22 protein-coding genes, 1 tRNA gene and 1 pseudogene are annotated in these 18,950 nt (G+C 54.4%); 13 read left to right on the forward strand and 11 right to left on the reverse strand.

Annotated elements, in window-relative coordinates; genetic code table 11:
* Positions 1-160: 160 nt before the first annotated feature.
* From ACQ4N8_RS04095 to ACQ4N8_RS04110, 4 genes are all read left to right on the forward strand, one after another.
* Complete coding sequence (locus ACQ4N8_RS04095; RefSeq protein WP_430703061.1) at positions 161-2,428, forward strand: hypothetical protein; 2,268 nt, start codon at positions 161-163, stop codon at positions 2,426-2,428.
* A gap of 135 nt (positions 2,429-2,563) precedes the next feature.
* Positions 2,564-3,469: a ComEC/Rec2 family competence protein gene (locus tag ACQ4N8_RS04100; protein WP_430703063.1), complete on the forward strand. Its 906-nt coding sequence runs from the start codon at positions 2,564-2,566 to the stop codon at positions 3,467-3,469.
* A gap of 9 nt (positions 3,470-3,478) precedes the next feature.
* On the forward strand, positions 3,479-3,697 hold the full coding sequence (locus tag ACQ4N8_RS04105) for a DUF3006 domain-containing protein (protein ID WP_430703065.1): 219 nt from the start codon (positions 3,479-3,481) through the stop codon (positions 3,695-3,697).
* A gap of 37 nt (positions 3,698-3,734) precedes the next feature.
* Complete coding sequence (locus tag ACQ4N8_RS04110; RefSeq protein WP_430703066.1) at positions 3,735-4,253, forward strand: DinB family protein; 519 nt, start codon at positions 3,735-3,737, stop codon at positions 4,251-4,253.
* Positions 4,254-4,333: 80 nt separating this feature from the next.
* Here ACQ4N8_RS04110 and manA read toward each other — a convergent pair whose 3' ends face one another.
* Together manA and ACQ4N8_RS04120 are read right to left on the reverse strand one after the other, a co-directional pair.
* A complete protein-coding gene (manA, locus tag ACQ4N8_RS04115; protein ID WP_430703068.1) occupies positions 4,334-5,278 on the reverse strand; it encodes a mannose-6-phosphate isomerase, class I in 945 nt (314 codons plus the stop codon).
* A gap of 31 nt (positions 5,279-5,309) precedes the next feature.
* On the reverse strand, positions 5,310-6,224 hold the full coding sequence (locus ACQ4N8_RS04120) for an ROK family protein (protein ID WP_430703070.1): 915 nt from the start codon (positions 6,222-6,224) through the stop codon (positions 5,310-5,312).
* A 120-nt stretch (positions 6,225-6,344) separates the two neighbouring features.
* Here ACQ4N8_RS04120 and ACQ4N8_RS04125 point away from each other — a divergent pair, with 120 nt between their 5' ends.
* Positions 6,345-7,373, forward strand: a complete 1,029-nt coding sequence (locus ACQ4N8_RS04125) for a LacI family DNA-binding transcriptional regulator (protein WP_430703072.1) — start codon at positions 6,345-6,347, stop codon at positions 7,371-7,373.
* 107 nt (positions 7,374-7,480) lie between these two features.
* On the opposite strand, the gene ACQ4N8_RS04130 is transcribed toward ACQ4N8_RS04125, so the two are convergent.
* Positions 7,481-8,098 carry a superoxide dismutase gene (locus tag ACQ4N8_RS04130; protein WP_430703073.1) on the reverse strand — a complete coding sequence of 206 codons (618 nt, stop codon included), beginning with the start codon at positions 8,096-8,098 and terminating at the stop codon, positions 7,481-7,483.
* A 195-nt stretch (positions 8,099-8,293) separates the two neighbouring features.
* On the opposite strand from ACQ4N8_RS04130, the gene ACQ4N8_RS04135 reads away from it, so the two are divergent.
* A complete protein-coding gene (locus tag ACQ4N8_RS04135) occupies positions 8,294-8,545 on the forward strand; it encodes a DUF1450 domain-containing protein (RefSeq protein ID WP_430703075.1) in 252 nt (83 codons plus the stop codon).
* A gap of 59 nt (positions 8,546-8,604) precedes the next feature.
* Here the strand turns inward: ACQ4N8_RS04135 and ACQ4N8_RS04140 are convergent, their stop codons facing one another.
* The gene (locus tag ACQ4N8_RS04140; protein WP_430703077.1) at positions 8,605-9,240 is read right to left on the reverse strand and encodes a helix-turn-helix transcriptional regulator; all 636 of its coding nucleotides are present in this window, start codon (positions 9,238-9,240) and stop codon (positions 8,605-8,607) included.
* A 39-nt stretch (positions 9,241-9,279) separates the two neighbouring features.
* A pseudogene (locus ACQ4N8_RS04145) lies at positions 9,280-9,426 on the reverse strand (hypothetical protein); the annotation flags it as partial.
* Positions 9,427-9,626: 200 nt separating this feature from the next.
* Between ACQ4N8_RS04145 and ACQ4N8_RS04150 the strand changes: the two are divergent.
* A complete protein-coding gene (locus ACQ4N8_RS04150) occupies positions 9,627-10,229 on the forward strand; it encodes a phosphatase PAP2 family protein (RefSeq protein ID WP_430703079.1) in 603 nt (200 codons plus the stop codon).
* Positions 10,230-10,302: 73 nt separating this feature from the next.
* Here the strand turns inward: ACQ4N8_RS04150 and ACQ4N8_RS04155 are convergent, their stop codons facing one another.
* The 4 genes from ACQ4N8_RS04155 to ACQ4N8_RS04170 all read right to left on the reverse strand — a co-directional run bounded on the left by ACQ4N8_RS04155 (position 10,303) and on the right by ACQ4N8_RS04170 (position 12,733).
* On the reverse strand, positions 10,303-10,842 hold the full coding sequence (locus ACQ4N8_RS04155) for a DoxX family protein (RefSeq protein WP_430703081.1): 540 nt from the start codon (positions 10,840-10,842) through the stop codon (positions 10,303-10,305).
* Between the two features lie 216 nt (positions 10,843-11,058).
* Entirely contained in the window at positions 11,059-11,244 is a 186-nt protein-coding gene (locus ACQ4N8_RS04160; RefSeq protein WP_430703083.1) for a hypothetical protein, read from the reverse strand.
* A gap of 43 nt (positions 11,245-11,287) precedes the next feature.
* Positions 11,288-12,052: a polysaccharide deacetylase family protein gene (locus ACQ4N8_RS04165; RefSeq protein ID WP_430703084.1), complete on the reverse strand. Its 765-nt coding sequence runs from the start codon at positions 12,050-12,052 to the stop codon at positions 11,288-11,290.
* 111 nt (positions 12,053-12,163) lie between these two features.
* A complete protein-coding gene (locus ACQ4N8_RS04170) occupies positions 12,164-12,733 on the reverse strand; it encodes a GbsR/MarR family transcriptional regulator (protein ID WP_430703085.1) in 570 nt (189 codons plus the stop codon).
* A 173-nt stretch (positions 12,734-12,906) separates the two neighbouring features.
* On the opposite strand from ACQ4N8_RS04170, the gene ACQ4N8_RS04175 reads away from it, so the two are divergent.
* Genes ACQ4N8_RS04175 through ACQ4N8_RS04200 form a run of 6 tightly spaced genes read left to right on the forward strand, consistent with a single transcriptional unit; the run spans position 12,907 to position 18,073 of the window.
* Positions 12,907-13,788: a carbohydrate ABC transporter permease gene (locus ACQ4N8_RS04175; RefSeq protein WP_430703086.1), complete on the forward strand. Its 882-nt coding sequence runs from the start codon at positions 12,907-12,909 to the stop codon at positions 13,786-13,788.
* A gap of 29 nt (positions 13,789-13,817) precedes the next feature.
* A complete protein-coding gene (locus ACQ4N8_RS04180; RefSeq protein ID WP_430703087.1) occupies positions 13,818-14,660 on the forward strand; it encodes a carbohydrate ABC transporter permease in 843 nt (280 codons plus the stop codon).
* Between the two features lie 31 nt (positions 14,661-14,691).
* Positions 14,692-16,056 carry an ABC transporter substrate-binding protein gene (locus ACQ4N8_RS04185; protein ID WP_430703088.1) on the forward strand — a complete coding sequence of 455 codons (1,365 nt, stop codon included), beginning with the start codon at positions 14,692-14,694 and terminating at the stop codon, positions 16,054-16,056.
* A complete protein-coding gene (locus tag ACQ4N8_RS04190; RefSeq protein WP_430703089.1) occupies positions 16,031-16,846 on the forward strand; it encodes an HAD family hydrolase in 816 nt (271 codons plus the stop codon). Before ACQ4N8_RS04185 ends, ACQ4N8_RS04190 begins: the two co-directional genes overlap by 26 nt.
* A 17-nt stretch (positions 16,847-16,863) precedes the next feature.
* Positions 16,864-17,187 (forward strand): DMT family transporter, encoded by a 324-nt coding sequence (locus tag ACQ4N8_RS04195; RefSeq protein WP_430703090.1) that lies wholly within the window; start codon positions 16,864-16,866, stop codon positions 17,185-17,187.
* 4 nt (positions 17,188-17,191) lie between these two features.
* Positions 17,192-18,073 carry a metallophosphoesterase family protein gene (locus ACQ4N8_RS04200; protein ID WP_430703091.1) on the forward strand — a complete coding sequence of 294 codons (882 nt, stop codon included), beginning with the start codon at positions 17,192-17,194 and terminating at the stop codon, positions 18,071-18,073.
* 52 nt (positions 18,074-18,125) lie between these two features.
* On the opposite strand, the gene ACQ4N8_RS04205 is transcribed toward ACQ4N8_RS04200, so the two are convergent.
* Both ACQ4N8_RS04205 and ACQ4N8_RS04210 read right to left on the reverse strand, forming a co-directional pair.
* A complete protein-coding gene (locus ACQ4N8_RS04205) occupies positions 18,126-18,506 on the reverse strand; it encodes a hypothetical protein (protein ID WP_430703092.1) in 381 nt (126 codons plus the stop codon).
* Between the two features lie 295 nt (positions 18,507-18,801).
* Positions 18,802-18,874: transfer RNA gene (locus ACQ4N8_RS04210), tRNA-Val, on the reverse strand.
* Positions 18,875-18,950 lie beyond the last annotated feature (76 nt).

An 18,950-nucleotide genomic window follows, 5' to 3' on the forward strand; every position in this document is an offset into this window, starting at 1 on the left:
GTCGGGCTTTTTTCATTTGAGCGTGCCGGGATTTTTTTATAGGACAAAGGAATTAATTTCGGTGGAAAAGGTTACGAATTTCCTACCAAATGTCGATATAAAACGCATAAGGCTGGAAAAAGGTTCCGGTAATCAGCAACAAATAAAAGGAGAGAAATCAATGATTGCTAACAGGAAAGTGACATATTGGCTGCTCATTATGGCTTTGCTCCTTTCGGTGATGCTGCCGACAGGCGCTTTCGCAGCCACCGGCGACATCAATTCCATTGCGATTGATGGAGAAAACACCACGATTGAGCTCGCAATCGGCAAGACGAAGCAGTTGAAGGTTTGGGCTACTGTAGAAGGATCTACTTCGAAAAAGGACGTTACGGCGGCGGTGACATGGACTTCCTCCGACGATAGCATCCTTAAAGTGGACGAGGGCTTGATTACGGCCATTAAAAGCGGTACGGCGACGGTCAAAGCAAGTTATTCCGGTTCCGTATCCATCATGACGATCAAAACCATCGATACATATTCGGCGTTAACGTTAGATTATAAGTTGGACGGGAAATACAGCCTCGACACCCCTGAGGCGGATCTCGTCGTTACGGCCAAGGCGAAAGTCGACAGCACTTTGGTTGAGCCGAAGGACGTGACGGAGGACGCCGATTGGACTTCGTCCAATACGGGCGTACTGACGATCGAGAAAGGCAAGATCACCCTGGTCGCTGCCGGGGAAGCGACGATCATGGCGAAATACTCCGGATTGACCGCTACTTTTAAAGCGACGGTAACTTCTCCGTATTCCGGATTAAAGCTATATCGCGTGAACGGGGCTACGGACGTTGAGATCGGAGAGAAGGAAGATCTGGAGCTGATCGTGGCCGACAAAGAGATCGATCTCCTGGTGAAAACCGTTCTGGCCAGCGACAAATCTGCGGCCGACGTTTCGGAGAAAGCAACCTGGACAACCTCGGATGCCGGCGTGGCTACCGTGAAGGACGGGAAAGTGACGATCGTGTCTACCGGCAAAACGACGATCACCGCCACCTATCTCGGCGATCAGGCGACGGTAGATATTTACGTTCGCGCGCCTTATGAAGCCATACTGCTAACTCCGTCCGGCGATCAGCTGCTGTTTATCGGCGAGACGCTTGCGGTGCAGGCCGGCGTGAGAAGCAATGCCAACTCCACGGAGGATGTTCGGACCCAAGCGGATTGGTCTTCCTCCAACAAATTGATCGCTACGGTCGAAGACGGCGTCATCACGGCGAAGACGGCCGGAACGACCACGATTAAAGCCAGCTACCAAGGCATAAGCAAAAGCTTTAAATTGACGGTTCAACCGACCATCACCAAGCTGGAAGCGGAGAAAACCGAGCTAGAGCTGTTGAAGGGCGAATCGGCCAGCTTACCGAAAGTCACGGCAACGAAGCTGGATGGGGAGACGATGGATTTCAGCGATCAAATCGTCTGGACCTCGGATCGCGAAGATATAGCGACGATCGAAGACGGGAAAATCGTGACGAAGGATACGGACGATACGACGCTGTCGGCTATCGTAACCATTACGGGCACTCTCCCGGAAGCGGATGCGGGCTTAACGCCGAATGGGGCTTTTCCGATCCGGGGAACGGACAACAGCAAAGTGACCGTAAAAGTGACCGTCAAGGAAAAGGTTCTGACCTTGCTGGCGTCGGAAGAGAAAATGAGCATCGTCATCGGCGAGGAAACGGCCCTGCCGAAGGTAACCGCCGTATTTGAGAATGGGGAAGAGGTTGCCGACCTGTCCGATGTGGAATGGACCTTGACGGGTTCGAACGCGGTTCTGAAGACGACGGCGGACGGCAAAAAAATCAAAGGGCTAACGAAAGGCTCGGCCACGCTTAAGGGTACCTACTCGAACAAGACGGTCAGCATCTCCGTGACGATCGAAAAGAAAATCGCGAAAATCGTCGTTGAACCGACTTCGATTGAACTCAATATCAAAAAGTCCAAATCGATCAAAGTGACAGGGTATTACACGGATGGCACAAAGGTGACGTTATCGACCAAAATGGGTTGGGTGTCTTCGAATGAGGCAGTTGCGACGATTTCATCTTCATCGGTCAAAGCCGTTGCCGAAGGTTCGGTGACGTTAACCGGTTCATACCAAGGCCAAACCGTCACTGTAAAAGTGAACGTAGTGCCGAAGCTGACGAAGCTCGAAGTCAGCGAGAAAAGATTGCAGATGGCTCCGGGTTCGGCCAAAACGCTGGTGCTCACGGCGACCTATGATACCGGCAAGGTTACTACCGTGACCGGCAGCGCCACTTGGACCACTTCCAAGGCAGCCGTCGCCAAAGTGACGGCCGGCAAAATCGAAGCGGTGGCCAAAGGCTCCGCCTCGATCAAAGCGAAGTACGGCGGCAAAACGGTAACGGTCAGCGTATCGGTAAAATAGAATTTATGGCACTAAAGAGTCTGCCTTTCCGGATAAGGCGGGCTCTTTTTTTGGCGGATTAGCAAGTTTTGGTTGATTTTCACTTAGGGCATCCCCTATAATTAGAACAAATGTTCTGGGAGAAGGACGACATCGATGATTAGGCAGAAAGCAAGATGGAACGTAGTCAGTTTGTTATTGATTTTGTTGTGCAGCCTGCTTTCGGGCTGTGCGCTGGACGACTTCATGCCGGCGGATTTGCAACCGGCAAAGACAACCTCCTTGGCTTCGCAGGGAGAGGGGGCGGATCGGCTCCGGGTTATTTTCCTGGACGTGGGTCAAGGCGCCTCGCAGCTGTTGATCGGTCCCACCGGCAAAACGATGTTGATCGATGCGGGGAACAACGACCAGGAAGAAGCCATGCTGCGCTATCTGCAGGCTTATGGGGTCAACCGGCTGGATATCGTGATCGGCACGCACCCGGACGCCGACCATATCGGCGGTTTGGATCGGGTGATCGACCAATTGGATATCGGAGAGATTTATATGCCGCGGATCCAGTCCAATACCAAGACGTTCGAATCGCTGCTGGAATCGATTCGCGATAAGGGACTGAAAGTGAAGACGGCCAAGGCCGGGGTGGAATTGGTATGGGATGAACAGGTACAAGCGAAGATACTTGCCCCTGTCACGGTGACCGACGATAATAACAATATGAGCGCGGTCGTGAAGGTGACTTACGGCGAGACCTCCTTTTTGTTGACGGGAGATGCCGAAAGCGAAAGCGAACGGGCGATGGTCGAGTCTGGCGCAAACCTAAGGGCCGATGTCCTGCTGGTGGGGCATCATGGCTCGAAATCATCGACCACGGCACGGTTTTTGAACGCGGTCAAGCCGAAATACGCGGTGATCCAGGTAGGTGACAACAATTACGGGCATCCGACGAAAACCGTGCTTGACCGGCTGGACAAGCAGCGGGTGGAGGTGTTCCGCAACGACTTGCAGGGAACCATGGAGATTTCCAGCGATGGACGGGAATACGAAATCACTACTGAAAGGTGATAACTGAGTATGGTCCTACATATCGTAGAGGGATTTGAAGGCGACGTCTGCATCCTCGAATCGGACGGAAAGACCCGGAATATCCCCCGGGCTCAGGTGGATCCCGCGGTCAAACCGGGGGACGTCGTGGAATGGAACGGCGGGAAATGGGTGGCAAACCTTCGGGAAACCGAGCGGAGAAGCCGCAGCATCCGCGAATTGATGGAAGAAGTTTGGGAAGAAGAGTAGCGTTTGCGATGTAAAATCAAATCGGGGAGTGATGCTCATGTTAACCAGACCGCAGCCAGGAGAATATGCGGATCATTTTGCGGAATATATCAACGAGGTTCCTGAAGGCGACCTGCTCGCATTCTTGGAGTCGCAGCCGGAGCTGCTGCGGCGGGAATGCGGCGGCCTGACGGAAGCGCAGGGAGATTACCGCTACGCCGAGGGAAAATGGAGCGTGAAGGAAGTGCTCGGGCATATCGCCGATACGGAGCGGGTGATGAGCTACCGGCTGCTGCGCATTGCCAGGGGCGACGCCACGCCGCTGCCGGGCTTCGACGAGGAGTTGTTCGTCAGCCACGCCTCCTTCGGCCGGCAGACCATAGCGGAACTGCTGGACGGATTCGCCGTCGTGCGGGAGTCGACGTTGGCGTTAGTCCGCCAACTGGACGACGCCGCATGGTTGCGGCTTGGCACGGCCAGCGGCGGACCGGTTTCCGCCCGCGCGCTCGCCTACATTATCGCGGGCCATGCGCATCACCACTTTAGCATTTTGCGGGAGCGGTACGCGCAGGCTTAACGCGGTCTCTATACAAAAACGGACGAAACGGCCACCCTTCGCCTTATCCTGGCGGATGACCGTTTCGTCCGTTTCTTTGTTTATTCGTGGGCTATGATGAACTCAAGCTCCCCGCTAAGCCGGTAAGGGCCAAAACCGGCCGGAAGGATAAAATGCTCCCCTTTGGCCAACGCATAGCTTTGGCCGTCCACGGAAAGCGTACCGCTGCCGGCGAGTACGCTAAAGATCGTATATTTCTCGTTCGCGGATAAAGCGGCTTCGCCGGAAACCTGCCATTTTTCCACCGTGAAGAAGTCGTTGGATACGAAGGAGGTGACCGTCAGGCCGTCCTTGCTGAAGGTATCGTACGCGACAGGCTCATAGGCTTGCGGCACGGCGGTCACGTCGATCGCTTTTTCCAGATGCAGCTCCCGGGTGTTGCCGTTCTTGTCCTTGCGGTCGTAATCGTAGACGCGATACGTCGTGTCCGAACTCTGCTGCGTCTCGAGCACCACGATGCCTTTGCCCAAGGCATGCAGGGTACCGCTCGGCACGTAGAAGAAGTCCCCCGGCTTCACCGGCACCTTGGTCAAGAAGTCGTCCCATTCGCCGTTTTCGATCATCCGCACGAGCTCTTCTTTCGATTTGGCTTCATGGCCGTAGATGATGACGGACCCGGGTTCGGCGTCGACGATATACCAGCATTCGGTTTTGCCGAGCTCGCCGTTCTCATGCTTGCCGGCATATTCGTCGTTCGGATGCACCTGCACCGACAGGTCGTCGGAGGCGTCGAGGATTTTCGTAAGCAGCGGGAACACCTTGGACTCGGAACGGAACAGCTCCGGTTGCGAGGTCCATAGGTCGCCGAGCTTCATACCTTGGTGCGGGCCGTTCTTCACGACGCTTTGCCCGTTGGGATGCGCGGACACCGCCCAGCATTCGCCGGTATGGTCATTCGGAATGTCATAGCCGAACAAATCCCTCAGCTTCGTGCCTCCCCAAATGCGTTCCTGGAAAATCGGCTGCAAAAAAATCGGTTCATTCATCGTATATCGAACTCCTTTGTCTCTATTTTCTTCAGTATGGGATGTGAATTAAAGCGGCAGCGCCGATCAATCCGGCGTCCTGATGAAGGGCGGCCGGCACGATCGGCGTCTTCCGCCCGGAAGGGTTCAGCGCGTATTTGGAGACGTAATCCCGCACGGCATCGAACAACGGAGCGCCGACCTGGGAGACGCCGCCGCCGATGACCAGCTTCTCGGGGTCGAGCGTGTTGATGAGCGTCACGCAGCCTACGCCGATATATTCGAAAATTCGCTGTACCAGCGCCTGAATTTGAGGATTCCCGGCTTCCGCCAGATCGAAGGCTTCTTTGGAGGAAACCTCGCGGCCAAGCAAAGCGGAAGCCTGGCGAGCGACCGCCGTGCCGGAGGCCACGTATTCCCAACAGCCCTTTTGCCCGCAGACGCAGGTCCCGGCGGCCGGATCGATCACGACATGCCCCACGTCGCCGGCGTTGCCGGAGGCCCCGGTAATCAGCTTGCCGTGGGAATAAATGCCCGCGCCGATGCCCGTGCTGATCGTAATAAACACGAAATGCTCCGCATCTTTCGCGGCCCCCAGCCATTTCTCGGCCAAGGCGGCGGCGGTGGCGTCGTTCTCCAGCCGGATCGGCAAGCTGAAATGGCGCTGCAGCATTGCAACGACGGGAAAGTTCCACCAGCTTGGCAAATTGGGCGGCTCGGCAATTTTGCCTTCCTTCGTGTTCAGCGGTCCGGGCGCTCCTACGCCGATGCCAAGCACCTCGGATTCGGCTACGCCTTGCTCGGCGAGCATTTCTTTGATCGCGGCAGCCATTCGGTCGATCATGACCTCGGGGGTGACCGCTTGATCCGTAGGCAGGGAAGCTTTAGCCTGAACGAAGCCCTCCGCGTTCACCAAACCGATGGCGGTTTTGGTGCCGCCGATGTCGATTCCTATTGCGTAACTCAACGTACATTCCTCCTGTTAACCCTAAAAAAGTATCATCACAACTTGACGAACTTGACAAACGATGATTTTGTAAAGTATTATTCAGGCTAAGTGTAGCATGTTTCGAAAGGAATGAAAAGAATGGGCCGGAAAAAGAAAATATCCATGCAGGATATCGCCGACAGGCTCCAGATTTCGAAAAATGCGGTATCGCTGGCGCTGATGAACAAAAAGGGAGTCAGCGAGGAGATGCGCAGCCTCGTGCAGCAAACGGCGCGGGACATGGGGTATGGCCCTTATGCCGTCAAAGACGGCGGGAATGCGAATATCCTGGTGCTGGTCCCGGAACGGATCATGAGTTATCAGGACAACGACCACTTCCAATTTTTTCACGATATGATTTGGGGGTTGGAGCGAAGCGCGCGCAAAAAAGGATACAACGCGGTGATTACGCCGCTGGACCGGGAGATGGAGTCATCGTTAACGCTACCCGGGCAGTTTGCCGATATTCCGTACCGGGGCGTTATATTATTCGGCATTGCCGATCCGGATTATGCCCGGCTGATTTGGGAGATGGATACGCCGCTCGTGCTTATGGACTCTTACCACCGCGACCTTCCGTGTCCTGCCGTGACGTCGGCAAATATGGAGGGGGCTGCTGCGGCCGTGTCTCATCTGATTAAGGCCGGACACCGGCAGATCGGCTTTATCGGCCCGACGAACCTGTCGACGAGCCATGAGGAGCGCTGGTTTGGATACTGGAAAGCGATGCAGGAGCGGAGCCTGGAGATTCACGGGGATTTTTGCTTGACGATCTCTCGGGGTTATGAATATACCGCGGGGGAAATCGCCGCATTTCTGGATGGAATGGGCGAATGGCCGACGGCTTTTTTTTGCGGAAACGACCGGATCGCTTATTTGCTCGCCGGGCTGCTGAAGGAACGGCACAAACGGCCGCCGGAGGAAATCTCGATCGCCGGATTTGACGACTTGCATTATGCCGGCGGGGAAGGGCTGCGCATGACGACGATGCGGGTGGAGAAGGAGCGGATGTGCGATGCGGCCATCGCCTTGCTGCTGTCGGACCTGGGCAGAACCCGGGAAGCGATCCATTGGCAGGTGCAGCCGACTTTGGTGGTTCGCGATTCCGTCAAGCCAAGGCAAGCCTAGAAGATGCCAACATGGCAGATCAAAAAGGGGTGTCCCTGAAGCCGGACTTCGGCTCTTCGGACACCCCTCTTCAGATTGCAGGCGGGTTGGCCTGCGATCCTGCTTGCTTATTTGCCCAGCGCAGCTTCGTAACGTTTCTCCACTTCGGACCAGTTGATGACGTTGAAGAAAGCGGCGATGTAATCGGGACGTTTGTTTTGGTATTTCAGGTAGTAAGCGTGCTCCCATACGTCAAGGCCAAGGATCGGCGTTTTGCCTTCCATGATCGGGGAGTCTTGGTTCGGCAAGCTGTATACGGACAATTTGCCGTTGGCGTCTACCGCCAGGAATGCCCAACCGCTGCCGAAACGGGTCGTTGCCGCTTTGGAGAAATCCTCTTTGAATTTGTCGAAGCCGCCCAGTTCGCTGCCGATCGCTTCAGCCAGCTTGCCGGAGGGTAGGCCGCCGCCATTCGGGCCGATCGTTTCCCAGAACAGGGAGTGGTTGGCATGGCCGCCGCCGTTGTTACGGACTGCGCTACGGATACCTTCCGGAACGCTGTCCAGGTCGGCAATCAGTTCTTCCACGGATTTCGTTTGCAGTTCAGGAGCGGACTCCAGAGCCGCGTTCAGGTTCGTAACGTACGTATTATGGTGACGATCGTGGTGAATCATCATCGTTGTTTCATCGATATGAGGTTCAAGAGCGTTGTTCGCGTAAGGCAAAGCAGGTAATTGATGTGCCATTTCTAAATCAATCCTTTCTCATCTTTATATGTAGTAGTAATTCCGACAAACCCTATTATAAAGCTCAACTCCAACTTAGTCAACATAAATGTATATTAAGTATGTTAAATCGTTCACAGACATTGACAAAACCCTCGCCGTTCCTCATAATGGTTGTTCGAGCAAGGACATTGTAAAGTTTGGGGTGAGGACCGCATGGGAATGGGCATCGTCATCGTCGAGGTTTGCGACAGCAACCTGATGAGCGCTCTCGAGCTGGAGCTGTTGGAAGACGAATATCCGGAGATCGCCGTGATGCGCGCGGACTGTCTCAGTTTATGCGGTTTGTGCAAAATCAGACCGTATGCGCTGGTCAACGGCAAGCGGATTGTCGCCAAAACGACGGAGGAGTGCGTTCAGCTCGTGAAGCAAGCTATAGAAGACGAATTGCGAGTCTATGATATATAACGAAAAAAGCAGCCTGCAGGCTGCTTTTTGCTTAATTTGAACGTTTTGCGAACGATGGGCTACTCGCTCCGCCGCCGGATCACATACACGCATTTTTTGCCCTGTTGGGCCAAACATTCCGTGCGTTCGACGTCCGCATCCAGCAGCGACTCGAACAGATTCAGCTCGCAGTCGCAGGCATGGTTGTACCGGTTGGCGATTTGCGAAATCGGGCAATTGTGCTCCATCAGGACGTATTCGCCGTTATCGCTTTGCGTAAGCTCGGTCATATATCCGTTGTCGTTCTGAATTTCCGACAGTCGCCGTACCTTTTCGGGCAGCGATTTGCCCTCCATTTCGGCCAGATACTTGCGGTTCAGTTTGTCCTTGCGGCGGTCGAACAGGCGGTCGACCATCTGCTCGCCGCTTTCCTCGGCCAGTTCGTCCAGCAAATCGAGCGTCAACGAATGATATTTTTTGGGAAAAAGCCCCTCGGCCGTCTCCGTCAATCCGTAGACCGCCGTCGGCCGGCCAAGCGTCTGCCGAATCATTTTCGATTCGATCAATCCGTCCCGTTCCATCGTGCCGAGGTGCCGGCGCACGGCCATTTCCGTAATTTGCAGCTCCGTCGTGATTTCCTTGGCGCTCCGGGGCCCGTCGGTTTTCATCATATGCAGGATCCGTTCGCGGGTGGACAGCTCTTTGTTCGAATTCATGGGTGCACTCCCTTTCGGGTGAAATGTTCAGCCTAAGCCTCAGCCTTGCTTGACGGCGAGCGCCGACTCCCGGCAGGCTTCCGAACAGAAGCCTTGGTGCTCAGCTTCACATTCCTCGCAGCAAACGTGCTGAAGATTGCAGACCGGGCAATTGATGTAACGGTCTTGGGGATGTTGGATTCTACTGCATTTTAGTTGAACTTGCTAAGCTTAGTCAATATTTAAGTATAGTAAGTATATTAACATGGGTCTAGTGGATATTCTATCCTGTCACCTATTTCAAGACGGAAATTTAGTTAAATTTGAAATAACGGGTTGCCGGGGAAAAGGGAAATCGGTAAAATATTCTGGATTCGATGGATTGCAGGGGAGAGGAGGAAGCGGTTTTGCAAAAATGGATTTGGGCGGCTCTGCTTGCCGTCTGTTTTATTGCGTTAGGTTCATCGATACATACTGAAGGGTTGCGGTCGATCGACAAGAGCATCGGCGACTTCTTTTACCGGCTGCGAACGGAGAGCATAACTCCGTTTGTCCAAGGCTTCGCGGAGTTGGGGACGACCACGGGCTTCGTTGTCGCCCTTGTGATTGTGCTTGCGTGGGTGCTGCTGTATGTACGCAGCGGCAGGTACGCCATTTGGCTGACGGTTAGCCTGGCAGGGGCATGGCTGCTGAATAAAGGGTTGAAAGCTTTGTATGCCCGGGAGCGCCCCGACTTATGGGATAGCCTTGTTGCTCCTGACGGATACAGTTTCCCGAGCGGCAACGCGATGATCTCGGCGGCCTTCTACGGACTGATTGCCATCCTATTGTTACGTTCGAAGAAAACCGGCAACAAGGTGTGGGGCGTCATTGTCGTATTCATCGTCCTGTTGGTCGGAATCAGCCGGCTATATCTCGGAGTGCATTACGCCAGCGACATTGCCGGCGGCTTCTTGGCGGGGGCGTTCATCGCCTTGTTATGCTCGTATGTTGCCGTTCGGCGGCGATAATTCAGTAGCGTATCGTTTATGAAAAAGAGAGTCCTCTCGAATGAGAGAACTCTCTTTTTTGGCGGTTCGCCGATTAGGCGGTGTGTTTGACGTTAAGCGGCTGTTTCGGCGTCGGCGTTGGCGTTCCGGCATCCGCTTTTTTGTGGAACAGCTTGCGGAGGTAAGGAAGCACGTAGTAGTCGAACCCGATTTTACCGGCGTTGGCGGCGGCGACGACCACCAGTACTTCAAGGATCAGCATTTGCGCGTTCGTGCTTACCGTACCCGAGAAGAGGAACGCGGCGTTCATCACCAGGCCCATCAGAGCGGCAAAGGTGGTGAAGGTACCGAGGATCAGCCCCAGGCCGACCAGGAATTCGCCGTACGGTACAAGGACGTTGAAGAGGTCGACGTTAGGGAGCGCGAAGTGCTGCAGGAATGCCGCCCACCAGCCTTGCACGGCCGGATGGTCGCCAGCGCTGTTCGCAATCGCTCCGTTCAGGAAGCCAGCGGCATCGAAGCCGCCGGTGATTTTATGGTAGCCGGCTTCGATCCATTGGTAGCCGAGGTAGACGCGAATGACGGTTAGGAGCCACATGGCCGCTTTGTTTGTTCTCAGGAAATTGTTAAACATGATACCCACTCCTTTTGGTTTATCGTTCGTTTTTGTTTTTAAGGATGATCATCTTTGATGTCTTTAGTATAAGTGATATTTTTCACATTATATGTGATTTAAATCACAAATACTTAAAATTAAGTAAATAAAATTTAAGACAAATGGCAGAAGAAAAGTCGGCCGGGATAAAAGAAACAGCAAGCCTTTGGATTACCCCAAGGACTTGCTGCTTTTTCATCTGTCTTTCGATTCGCGTATGGCTTTCTTATCGTCGTGGTCGCCTGTTAACGTCTCGCTCCATTCCTCCATCATCTCGCCGACGAAATCTTCGGCCTTCTCCGTGGCGGCTACGGGGTGCTTCGGAACGGGAATCGGATCGACGCCGGGACCGTGTCCCAGGTATTCCTTATCTTTTTCCATAACGTCTTAGCTCCTTTCGGCCTGAGTTGGGGCTTCAACCTGTTTAATGGTTGACCTTAATATGATTATCCGGGGTTACCTTATGGCTCAGCAATTCGGAGACGGTAACGAACGTATACCCCCTGCTTTTCAAATCGGGCAAAATCACTTTCAATGCTTCGGCCGTCTGCGTGCTGTTATGGACATAATCATGCATCAGGATGATATCGCCGTTCCGGGCGTTGTTCAGCACTTTTCGCACGATAGAGTATACCCCGGGGGAAGCCCAATCCTTCGTGTCCTGATGCCAGGACCACAGGATCATCTGTAAATGATTATGCTTCGAGAGCTCTACGATACGTTCGTTGTAATATCCGCCCGGCGGCCGAAACAACACCGGCGTCTTCCCGGTAATCTCTTGGACGGCCTCCTGCGTTTGAGTCAGCTCCTCCAATACTACGCTTTGCGTCACTCGGTTAAAGGCAGGATGGTGAAAGGAATGGTTGCCGATCTCATGCCCTTTGGCGAGCTCCATCTGCACGATCTCGGGAAATCGTTTAACCCGGTCCCCGACGACAAAAAAGGTCGCTTTGGCCCCATACTGCTCCAGGATGCTCAGAATTTTCGGGGTTTGCTTCCCATCCGGACCATCGTCGAATGTGAGGGCTATGAACTTTTCCTGTGTCGGGACTTCCCATACGATATCGCCCCGCTCCTCGTAGTAGCTTCGTTCCCGCGACCGGGAATACGGGGAGGCTTCCGCCTGAGAGGACAAGAGGGCGGTCGTCAAGACTGCGGCCAACACCGCACCCCATTTGTGTTTTGACATCAGCTATATGTTCCTCCATCGTGTAAACTTGATCTTCCAGGCCGATTTGAAGCGCATCGCTTGCCTGCAGCTTTAACACTGTTCGATTAGTTTGGCTGGAGGTTGGCCATTTTATCCTTCTCGGGAGGAAACCTGAGGGGGTTCAAAATATTGCCCGCTTTGCAAACGATCGACGAACTGCTGCAGCCATTCATAATAACTTACGGCATGCTTCAGCTTGTGAAAATCCTCCAGGCAAAGCTTGCGCTCCTCTTCCGAAGTGCCGATGTCCAGGATCGCTTCCGACAGCAAAGGGACGACGGCATCCAGCGATCCGCGCATCACGTCGATTTCCCGCTGCAGCTTGGTGGCGAAAAACGCCTGGAACGCCTTGAAGAAATCCGTTTCCGCGGCGTATAGATCTTTGCGCGCTTCTTTTTCGTCCAGCTTGGCCACCATTTTGGATTCGATCAGGGAACGGACGGCATAGCTCATATTGCTTTTGCTCATATTCATGCTTTGCTGCATTTCCTCCAGCGTCATCGGCCGGTCCTCAAAAAACATGATGCCGTACAGCTGCCCATAGGAGTAATTGACGCCGTACAAGTCCATCGTTTGCGCGATCGCGTCGATCACCCGGGCTCGCAGTTCTTCCCGAAAATTGAGCGGATCCCTCATTTTCCCCGAAGTTGGTTTTTTCATCGTTACACCTGCCTCGAAATTTTACAAAAAGTTAATCATCGTTTCACGTAGAGATAACCCTTTATATTTGTTTTGAACGTACAATAAAAATTGAACAAAGATAAAGGAATGCCGTTTTCAAGTCAATTATAGCAAACATTCAAAAAATATTGAATGAGAGATAAGGAGGATTCATGAAACGTTCTTTATGGGCGGAAGACCTTCGGGCGTTGCTGTTTACGCTTCCCGCGATGGTTCCGCTGGCGTTGTTCTGGTTTTATCCGCTCGGGTACATCATCTACCTCAGTTTCATGGAATGGGACTTCATGAGCCCGGACAAGGTGTTCGTGGGGTTGCAAAACTACGGCGATTTATTGGCCAATCCGGCTTTCTATCAATCGCTGCGGGTTTCGTTGCTGTTCTGCCTCGGCAGCGTGTTGCCTGTGGTCGTGATCGGGCTGGGGCTCGCGCTGCTCCTGAACCGGAACATGAAAGTGGGCTCGCTTTACCGCATGCTGATGTTTTCGCCTTGGGTAACCCCGACGGTGGCCGTATCGATCGTTTGGTCGTGGATCTTCGAGCCTGAGGTCGGGTTGGCGAACAGTCTTTTGCAATGGGTGGGCCTGAGCGGCATTCGCTGGTTGGAGGACCCGAATTGGGCGCTCGTGGGCATTCTGCTCGTGACCGTCTGGAAATCGGCCGGTTGGGGCATGATTTTCTACCTTGTCGCGCTCAGGAACGTGCCCGCGGATTTGCTGGAGGCCGCCGAGCTGGACGGAGCGGGCCGGTGGCGCAAATTCAGGAGCGTTACGCTGCCGCTGATCTCGCCAACGACGTTTTTCCTTGTCGTGGTTCAGGTGATTCAAGCGCTTCAGGCGTACGATCAAATCAACGTGCTGACCCAGGGCGGTCCGGCCGGCTCTACCCGTACCTTGCTTTACCTTTATTATCAATCCGCTTTCGATTCGTTTCAAATCGGGGAAGCTTCATCGGTGGCGATCACGCTGGTTATCGGCTGCGTGGCGCTGTCGCTGCTCTCGTTCTGGGTCGGCCGGCGTACGGTCCATTATACTTAAGATTCCCATGGGAAGGGGACGAACCACTTATGCAAGGTATCGAGAAACTGGGTAAGGCGCTTCGCCACCTGCTGCTGGCCACGGCATCGCTGCTGATGGCGTTTCCGTTCTACTGGATGGTGACCAGCGCGCTGAAGAGCAACGACGAAATCTGGCAGTTTCCCCCGACGATCTGGCCGCAGAGCCCGAAATGGGGGCAGTTTGCCGAGGCTTGGGCAGCGGCCCCTTTTGAACGCTATATGTTCAACAGCATCTTCGTCGCCGTTTCGATCGTCGCGCTGCAGGTAGTCAATTCCGGGATGATGGCTTACGCTTTGACCCATATGAAATTCCGGTTGAAAGGGACGTTCACCGCGCTGGTTCTGATCGGGTACATGGTGCCGAGCACGGCGGTGTATTTGCCGGGCTATATCGTGCTTGGCAAGCTGGGCTTGCTGGACTCTTACGCCGGATTGATTTTGTCCAACTGCGTCAGCGTGTTTTCGATCTTCCTGATCCGGCAGGCGTTCCTCCAGGTGTCGCATGAAATGGTGGAGGCCGGGCAAATCGACGGGGCTTCGCATTTCCGCATCCTATGGACGATTCTGCTGCCGCTGACGCGCTCCTCTTTTGCGGTCCTGGGGCTCATCACCTTCATCGAGCAATATAACAATTATTTCTGGCCGATGCTCATTACCAAAAGCCAGGATTTGCAGCTTGTTTCGGCCGGACTGCGCAGCTTTTTCGTGGAAGGGGGTGCTTACGGGCTGAAATGGCCGCTGATTATGGCCGCCAGCGCCTTCACGATCGCTCCGCTGCTCGCGTTGTTCGCGCTGACCCAGAAAACGATCATGCAAAGCGTCAATTTGTCCGCAGGTGCAAGCAAGGGGTAAGGAAACGACTATGAACCTTGGAGGTTATGAAATGGCTAATTGGAAAAAACCGTTTTTCGGAATCGTAATGACATGCATCTTCCTATTGATCAGCGCATGCGGAGGCGGTTCCGGCTCGGCCGGCGGAAACACCGCGGAACCGGCTCAGGCTGCGGCGGAAGGAAATACGGCAGGAACGGAAACCGCGACTCCGGCCGAACCGGTCACGATCGAGTTCTGGTACGGGCTTGGCGGCAAGCTGGGCGAAAATATGCAGGCTTTGATCGATAAATTCAACAGCTCCCAGAAGGAGGTTATCGTTAAGCCGGTCGTGCAAGCCGATTACAGCGAAACCGAGCAAAAGCTTCAGGCCGCGATCGCTTCCGGCACCGTGCCGGCCGCGGTGTTGTCGTCCAACGCGGATTGGGCGCGCAAAGGCTACTACGCTCCGCTTGACGAGCTGATCGCCGCGACCCCGGATTTCAATCCGGGCGATGTCGTGCAGACGTTCCTGGAACAAGGGAAGGTGGACGGCCAGCAGTTCTTCCTGCCGATGTACGGAACGACGCAGGTGATGTACTACCGTAAGGATGCGCTGGAGAAGCAGGGTATCCAAGCCGAGGATCTCAAGACATGGGAGGCTTTGGCCGACGCGGCGGCGAAGATGACCGTCAAAGAGGGCGGCAAAACCGTGTTTTACGGCTGGGAGCCGATGTGGGGCTCCGGCAACATGATCGATGCCGTGTATGGCAAGGGCGGCAAAATCTTGAGCGATGACGGCAAAACCGTACTGATCGACTCCCCGGAATGGGTAGAGACGTGGGAGCTATTCCGCAAATGGATCCATGAAGACAAAATCATGCGCATCCACTCCGGCGGCCAAGGCTGGGAGTATTGGTACAAAACGATCGACGACGTCATGAAAGGTCAGGCGGCCGGATATACCGGTTCCAGCGGCGACCAGGGGGACCTCGACTTCAGTGTCGTCGCGGCGATGGAACAGCCGGGCTGGGAGGGCGTCGGCGAAGGCAAACCGGTTGCAGAGGCGATCATGGCCGGCATTCCGGCCTCGGCCAGTCCGGAGCAGCAGCAAGCGGCGATGAAATGGTACAGCTTCTTTATGAACGCGGAGAACACGGCCTTCTGGTCGATGAACACCGGCTATATCGCCGTTCGCCAATCGGCGCTGGACAATCCGGAATTCGTGGCCTTCAGCGAGCAAAACCCGCAGGCGACCGTGCCGCTGAAGCAGGCGACGCATGCGTCCAAGCCGTTCCAGGATCCGACGGGCGGCAAAATCACCGATGCGCTGAAAATTGCGGCAGACAAGGTCCAAATCAGTAACGTGCCCGCCGCCGAGGCGCTGAAGGAAGCAAAGGAGACCGCGCAGCGTGAACTCGAACGATTGGGTAAATAGCCGGTTCCCGTCGGCCCGGTTGGCCGTACAGGGAAAGAAGTTCGACGTTCAAGCCATCTTGTTCGACAAGGACGGGACGTTGCTCGATTTCATCCATACTTGGGGAACCTGGGGCGAGCTGCTGCTCGCCCGTTTCTCCTCCGAGCTGAAACGGCGGGGCATGAAGGAGTTGCCTTCCCGTTTATTGAATGAATGGGGAATCGGGTATGACGAAGACGGGGAGATCGCCGGCTATGACCGGAACAGCCCTTTATCGATGGGAACGGTGGATGATCTCCTGACGTTATTGGCTCTGGAAGGGTATAAGTCGGGCCTTAGCTGGGCCGAGGCAAGGGTGCTGGCGGCTGAGTGCCGCCAGGAAGCCGACGAAGCCCTGGAACGGTCCCGAACGGCCAGGCTGCTCCCGGACGTATTGCCTTTTCTCGAGCAATGCAAACTGGCCGGGATCCGGCTGGGGATCGTCACCTCCGATGAGACGGAGTCGGCCGAGAAGCATTTGGGGTGGCTGGGCATTCGATCGTTTTTCTCGGTGTGCATCGGCGCGGACCGGGTCAGCCGTGGAAAGCCGTTTCCCGACATGGTGGAGCTCGCCTGCCGCAGGATCGATGTGGAAATGTCGCGGACGGCCGTCATCGGCGACACGAATGGAGATATGCTCATGGCCCGCTCGGCGGGTACGGCGGCAGCCATCGGTTTGGATCCCGGGCATGCGGCGGGCAAAGGCGGTTTCCCGGAAGCGGACGCCGTCGTGGCCTCGTACCGCGAGCTGGATGTCCGCAAAGGGGAGTAATGGAAGGTGGAAAAGTAATGGGTTGGTTATTCCTGGCTCTGGCCATTGTGCTGGAGTTGTCCGGCACGGTGTCGATGAAGCTGTCGGAAAGCTTTACCCGCTGGGCTCCCTCGGTGCTGATGTTCGTTTTTTACGGGGCCAGCTTTACGTGCTTGAATTTCGCGTTGGGTTATATGAAGGTAAGTACCGTGTACGCGGTTTGGTCGGGAATCGGCATTGTGCTGATTTCTTTGGTGGGAGGACTCGTGTTTCAGGAAAAACTGTCGCTGCCCTCGATGCTTTGGATCGGCATTATCGTCATCGGGGTCATCGGTTTGAATATGAGCGGCAAGGGAGGATGAACGGGTGACGAGATCGGAAGAGGCAGGGGGAAGCGGGAAACGGCAGGACGAGGAGGCGCTGCTCGTTTTCCAGGTGATTACCGACACGCATGTTCGGGCGGATGCGGAACATACGCATAACGCGAATCTGGAGCGCGCCTTGCGTGACATCGCGACTCACGGCGCAAGCAGCGCCGGGATCATGCACGTCGGGGACGTGACCGATCACGGGTTTCCGGCGGAGTACGAGGAGTGGCAGCGGATCCTGGAGCAGTTTGACGGTTCTCTGCCGCCGCTGTATATGACGATGGGCAATCACGACGTCGGGTTGGGTAACTGGGAGGAGCGTTTGGGGCAATTTTTGCGCGGCACCGGGGCGGAAGGAATCTATCATGATCACTGGATCGCGGGGTACCATTTTATCTTTCTCGGAACCGAGGAGGGGTTGGAGTTGTTCAGCTCGCTGTCCGAGGAACAATTGGCCTGGTTGGACGACAAGCTGGGCGAAAACGCCGCGGGAGACCGCCCCGTGTTCGTGTTCCTGCACCAGCCGTTGTTAAATACGGTGGCCGGCTCCTACGAAGCGCAGCGTTGGTACGGCGTCGTGCAGGATGCCGAGTTGAAAGCCGTGCTGGCGCGCCATCCGCAAGCGATCCTGTTCACGGGGCATACCCATTGGGAGCTGGAGGCGCCCCACAACTATTTCGACGGGCAGGGAAAGCTGCCGGCGATGTTTAACGCGGCTTCCGTAGCCTATTTGTGGACCGACGCGGATGAGCACAAGGACGGCAGCCAAGGTTACTACGTGGAAGTTTATCGCGATCACGTCCTCGTACGCGGCCGGGACTTTGCCCGTGGCGAGTGGGTGGAGGCGGCGCAGTTTAGGGTGGAGATTTCGCGGGGATAGGGGACGTCCACATCTGAAGGTTAAAGAAAAATCCGATGCTTCGGCATCGGATTTATTTGATTCTTTTCAGTTCGGCTTCCTGCTGGATGGATCGGGCCGATAGCAATTCGATGATTTGATGCTGGTTATCCAGGATGGTTTCCATTTTCATCACCCGCTCATTCGTATCCAACACCGCGCGTTTGATTAAATGCTGATCTTCTTTGATTTCTTGGATATCTTGTTTTATTTCTTGGATATCTTGTTTGATAACGCCGATTTCGTGTTTCATTTTTTGCTGCTCATCCTCGATACGGTCGAGCCGTTGGTCGACTAAATCGAACCGTTGATCCATCCAATCCAACCGTTGATCCATCCGATCCAAACGTTGATTGACCGGGGCCAGTTCCTCTTTAATAACAGAACGCAGCATATCCTTTAATTCACTATCCATAAGTTCCGTCCCTTCGAGCTTTATAGAGTTCATTTTAACATAACTGCCAGCGCGGAGTCGCGAATTTCTTATTTTTTTGCTTTTTCCCTATCTTAGATATGATTTGAGTAAGTAATCCTAAAATAAATACAATTTGACCGATCAAAGTTATATTAACTGCTAATGGATGATGGACTAAAGTTAGAAATCAAAGTCGATGGCGCCCAAAACAGTAACAATAATGTCTAATATTTTCGAATTATTACTCCTCTTAATAAGACAAAAGAACCCTTACATTGTAAGGGTTCTTCCCGTATGATCTGCAGAGGGCTCGAACCTCTGACCCCTACCCTGTCAAGATAGTGCTCTCCCAGCTGAGCTAGCAGATCAAAATATTAGTGAAGACAAAATTAATCATAACAGGCGAGGGGAGCCCTGTCAAACCTTTTTTTGCGTATAAGGAAC

The organism is Paenibacillus macerans (assembly GCF_050565405.1).
GTDB classification, from domain to species: Bacteria; Bacillota; Bacilli; order Paenibacillales; family Paenibacillaceae; genus Fontibacillus; species Fontibacillus macerans_B.

Bases quoted from the DNA above. Each gene is read 5' to 3' on its own strand.
- ACQ4N8_RS04095 (WP_430703061.1), top strand. From the start codon at position 161: ATGATTGCTAACAGGAAAGTGACATATTGGCTGCTCATTATGGCTTTG.
- ACQ4N8_RS04100 (WP_430703063.1), top strand. From the start codon at position 2,564: ATGATTAGGCAGAAAGCAAGATGGAACGTAGTCAGTTTGTTATTGATT.
- ACQ4N8_RS04105 (WP_430703065.1), top strand. From the start codon at position 3,479: ATGGTCCTACATATCGTAGAGGGATTTGAAGGCGACGTCTGCATCCTC.
- ACQ4N8_RS04110 (WP_430703066.1), top strand. From the start codon at position 3,735: ATGTTAACCAGACCGCAGCCAGGAGAATATGCGGATCATTTTGCGGAA.
- manA (WP_430703068.1), bottom strand. From the start codon at position 5,278: ATGAATGAACCGATTTTTTTGCAGCCGATTTTCCAGGAACGCATTTGG.
- ACQ4N8_RS04125 (WP_430703072.1), top strand. From the start codon at position 6,345: ATGGGCCGGAAAAAGAAAATATCCATGCAGGATATCGCCGACAGGCTC.
- ACQ4N8_RS04130 (WP_430703073.1), bottom strand. From the start codon at position 8,098: ATGGCACATCAATTACCTGCTTTGCCTTACGCGAACAACGCTCTTGAA.
- ACQ4N8_RS04135 (WP_430703075.1), top strand. From the start codon at position 8,294: ATGGGAATGGGCATCGTCATCGTCGAGGTTTGCGACAGCAACCTGATG.
- ACQ4N8_RS04140 (WP_430703077.1), bottom strand. From the start codon at position 9,240: ATGAATTCGAACAAAGAGCTGTCCACCCGCGAACGGATCCTGCATATG.
- ACQ4N8_RS04155 (WP_430703081.1), bottom strand. From the start codon at position 10,842: ATGTTTAACAATTTCCTGAGAACAAACAAAGCGGCCATGTGGCTCCTA.
- ACQ4N8_RS04160 (WP_430703083.1), bottom strand. From the start codon at position 11,244: ATGGAAAAAGATAAGGAATACCTGGGACACGGTCCCGGCGTCGATCCG.
- ACQ4N8_RS04165 (WP_430703084.1), bottom strand. From the start codon at position 12,052: ATGTCAAAACACAAATGGGGTGCGGTGTTGGCCGCAGTCTTGACGACC.
- ACQ4N8_RS04170 (WP_430703085.1), bottom strand. From the start codon at position 12,733: ATGAAAAAACCAACTTCGGGGAAAATGAGGGATCCGCTCAATTTTCGG.
- ACQ4N8_RS04175 (WP_430703086.1), top strand. From the start codon at position 12,907: ATGAAACGTTCTTTATGGGCGGAAGACCTTCGGGCGTTGCTGTTTACG.
- ACQ4N8_RS04180 (WP_430703087.1), top strand. From the start codon at position 13,818: ATGCAAGGTATCGAGAAACTGGGTAAGGCGCTTCGCCACCTGCTGCTG.
- ACQ4N8_RS04185 (WP_430703088.1), top strand. From the start codon at position 14,692: ATGGCTAATTGGAAAAAACCGTTTTTCGGAATCGTAATGACATGCATC.
- ACQ4N8_RS04195 (WP_430703090.1), top strand. From the start codon at position 16,864: ATGGGTTGGTTATTCCTGGCTCTGGCCATTGTGCTGGAGTTGTCCGGC.
- ACQ4N8_RS04205 (WP_430703092.1), bottom strand. From the start codon at position 18,506: ATGGATAGTGAATTAAAGGATATGCTGCGTTCTGTTATTAAAGAGGAA.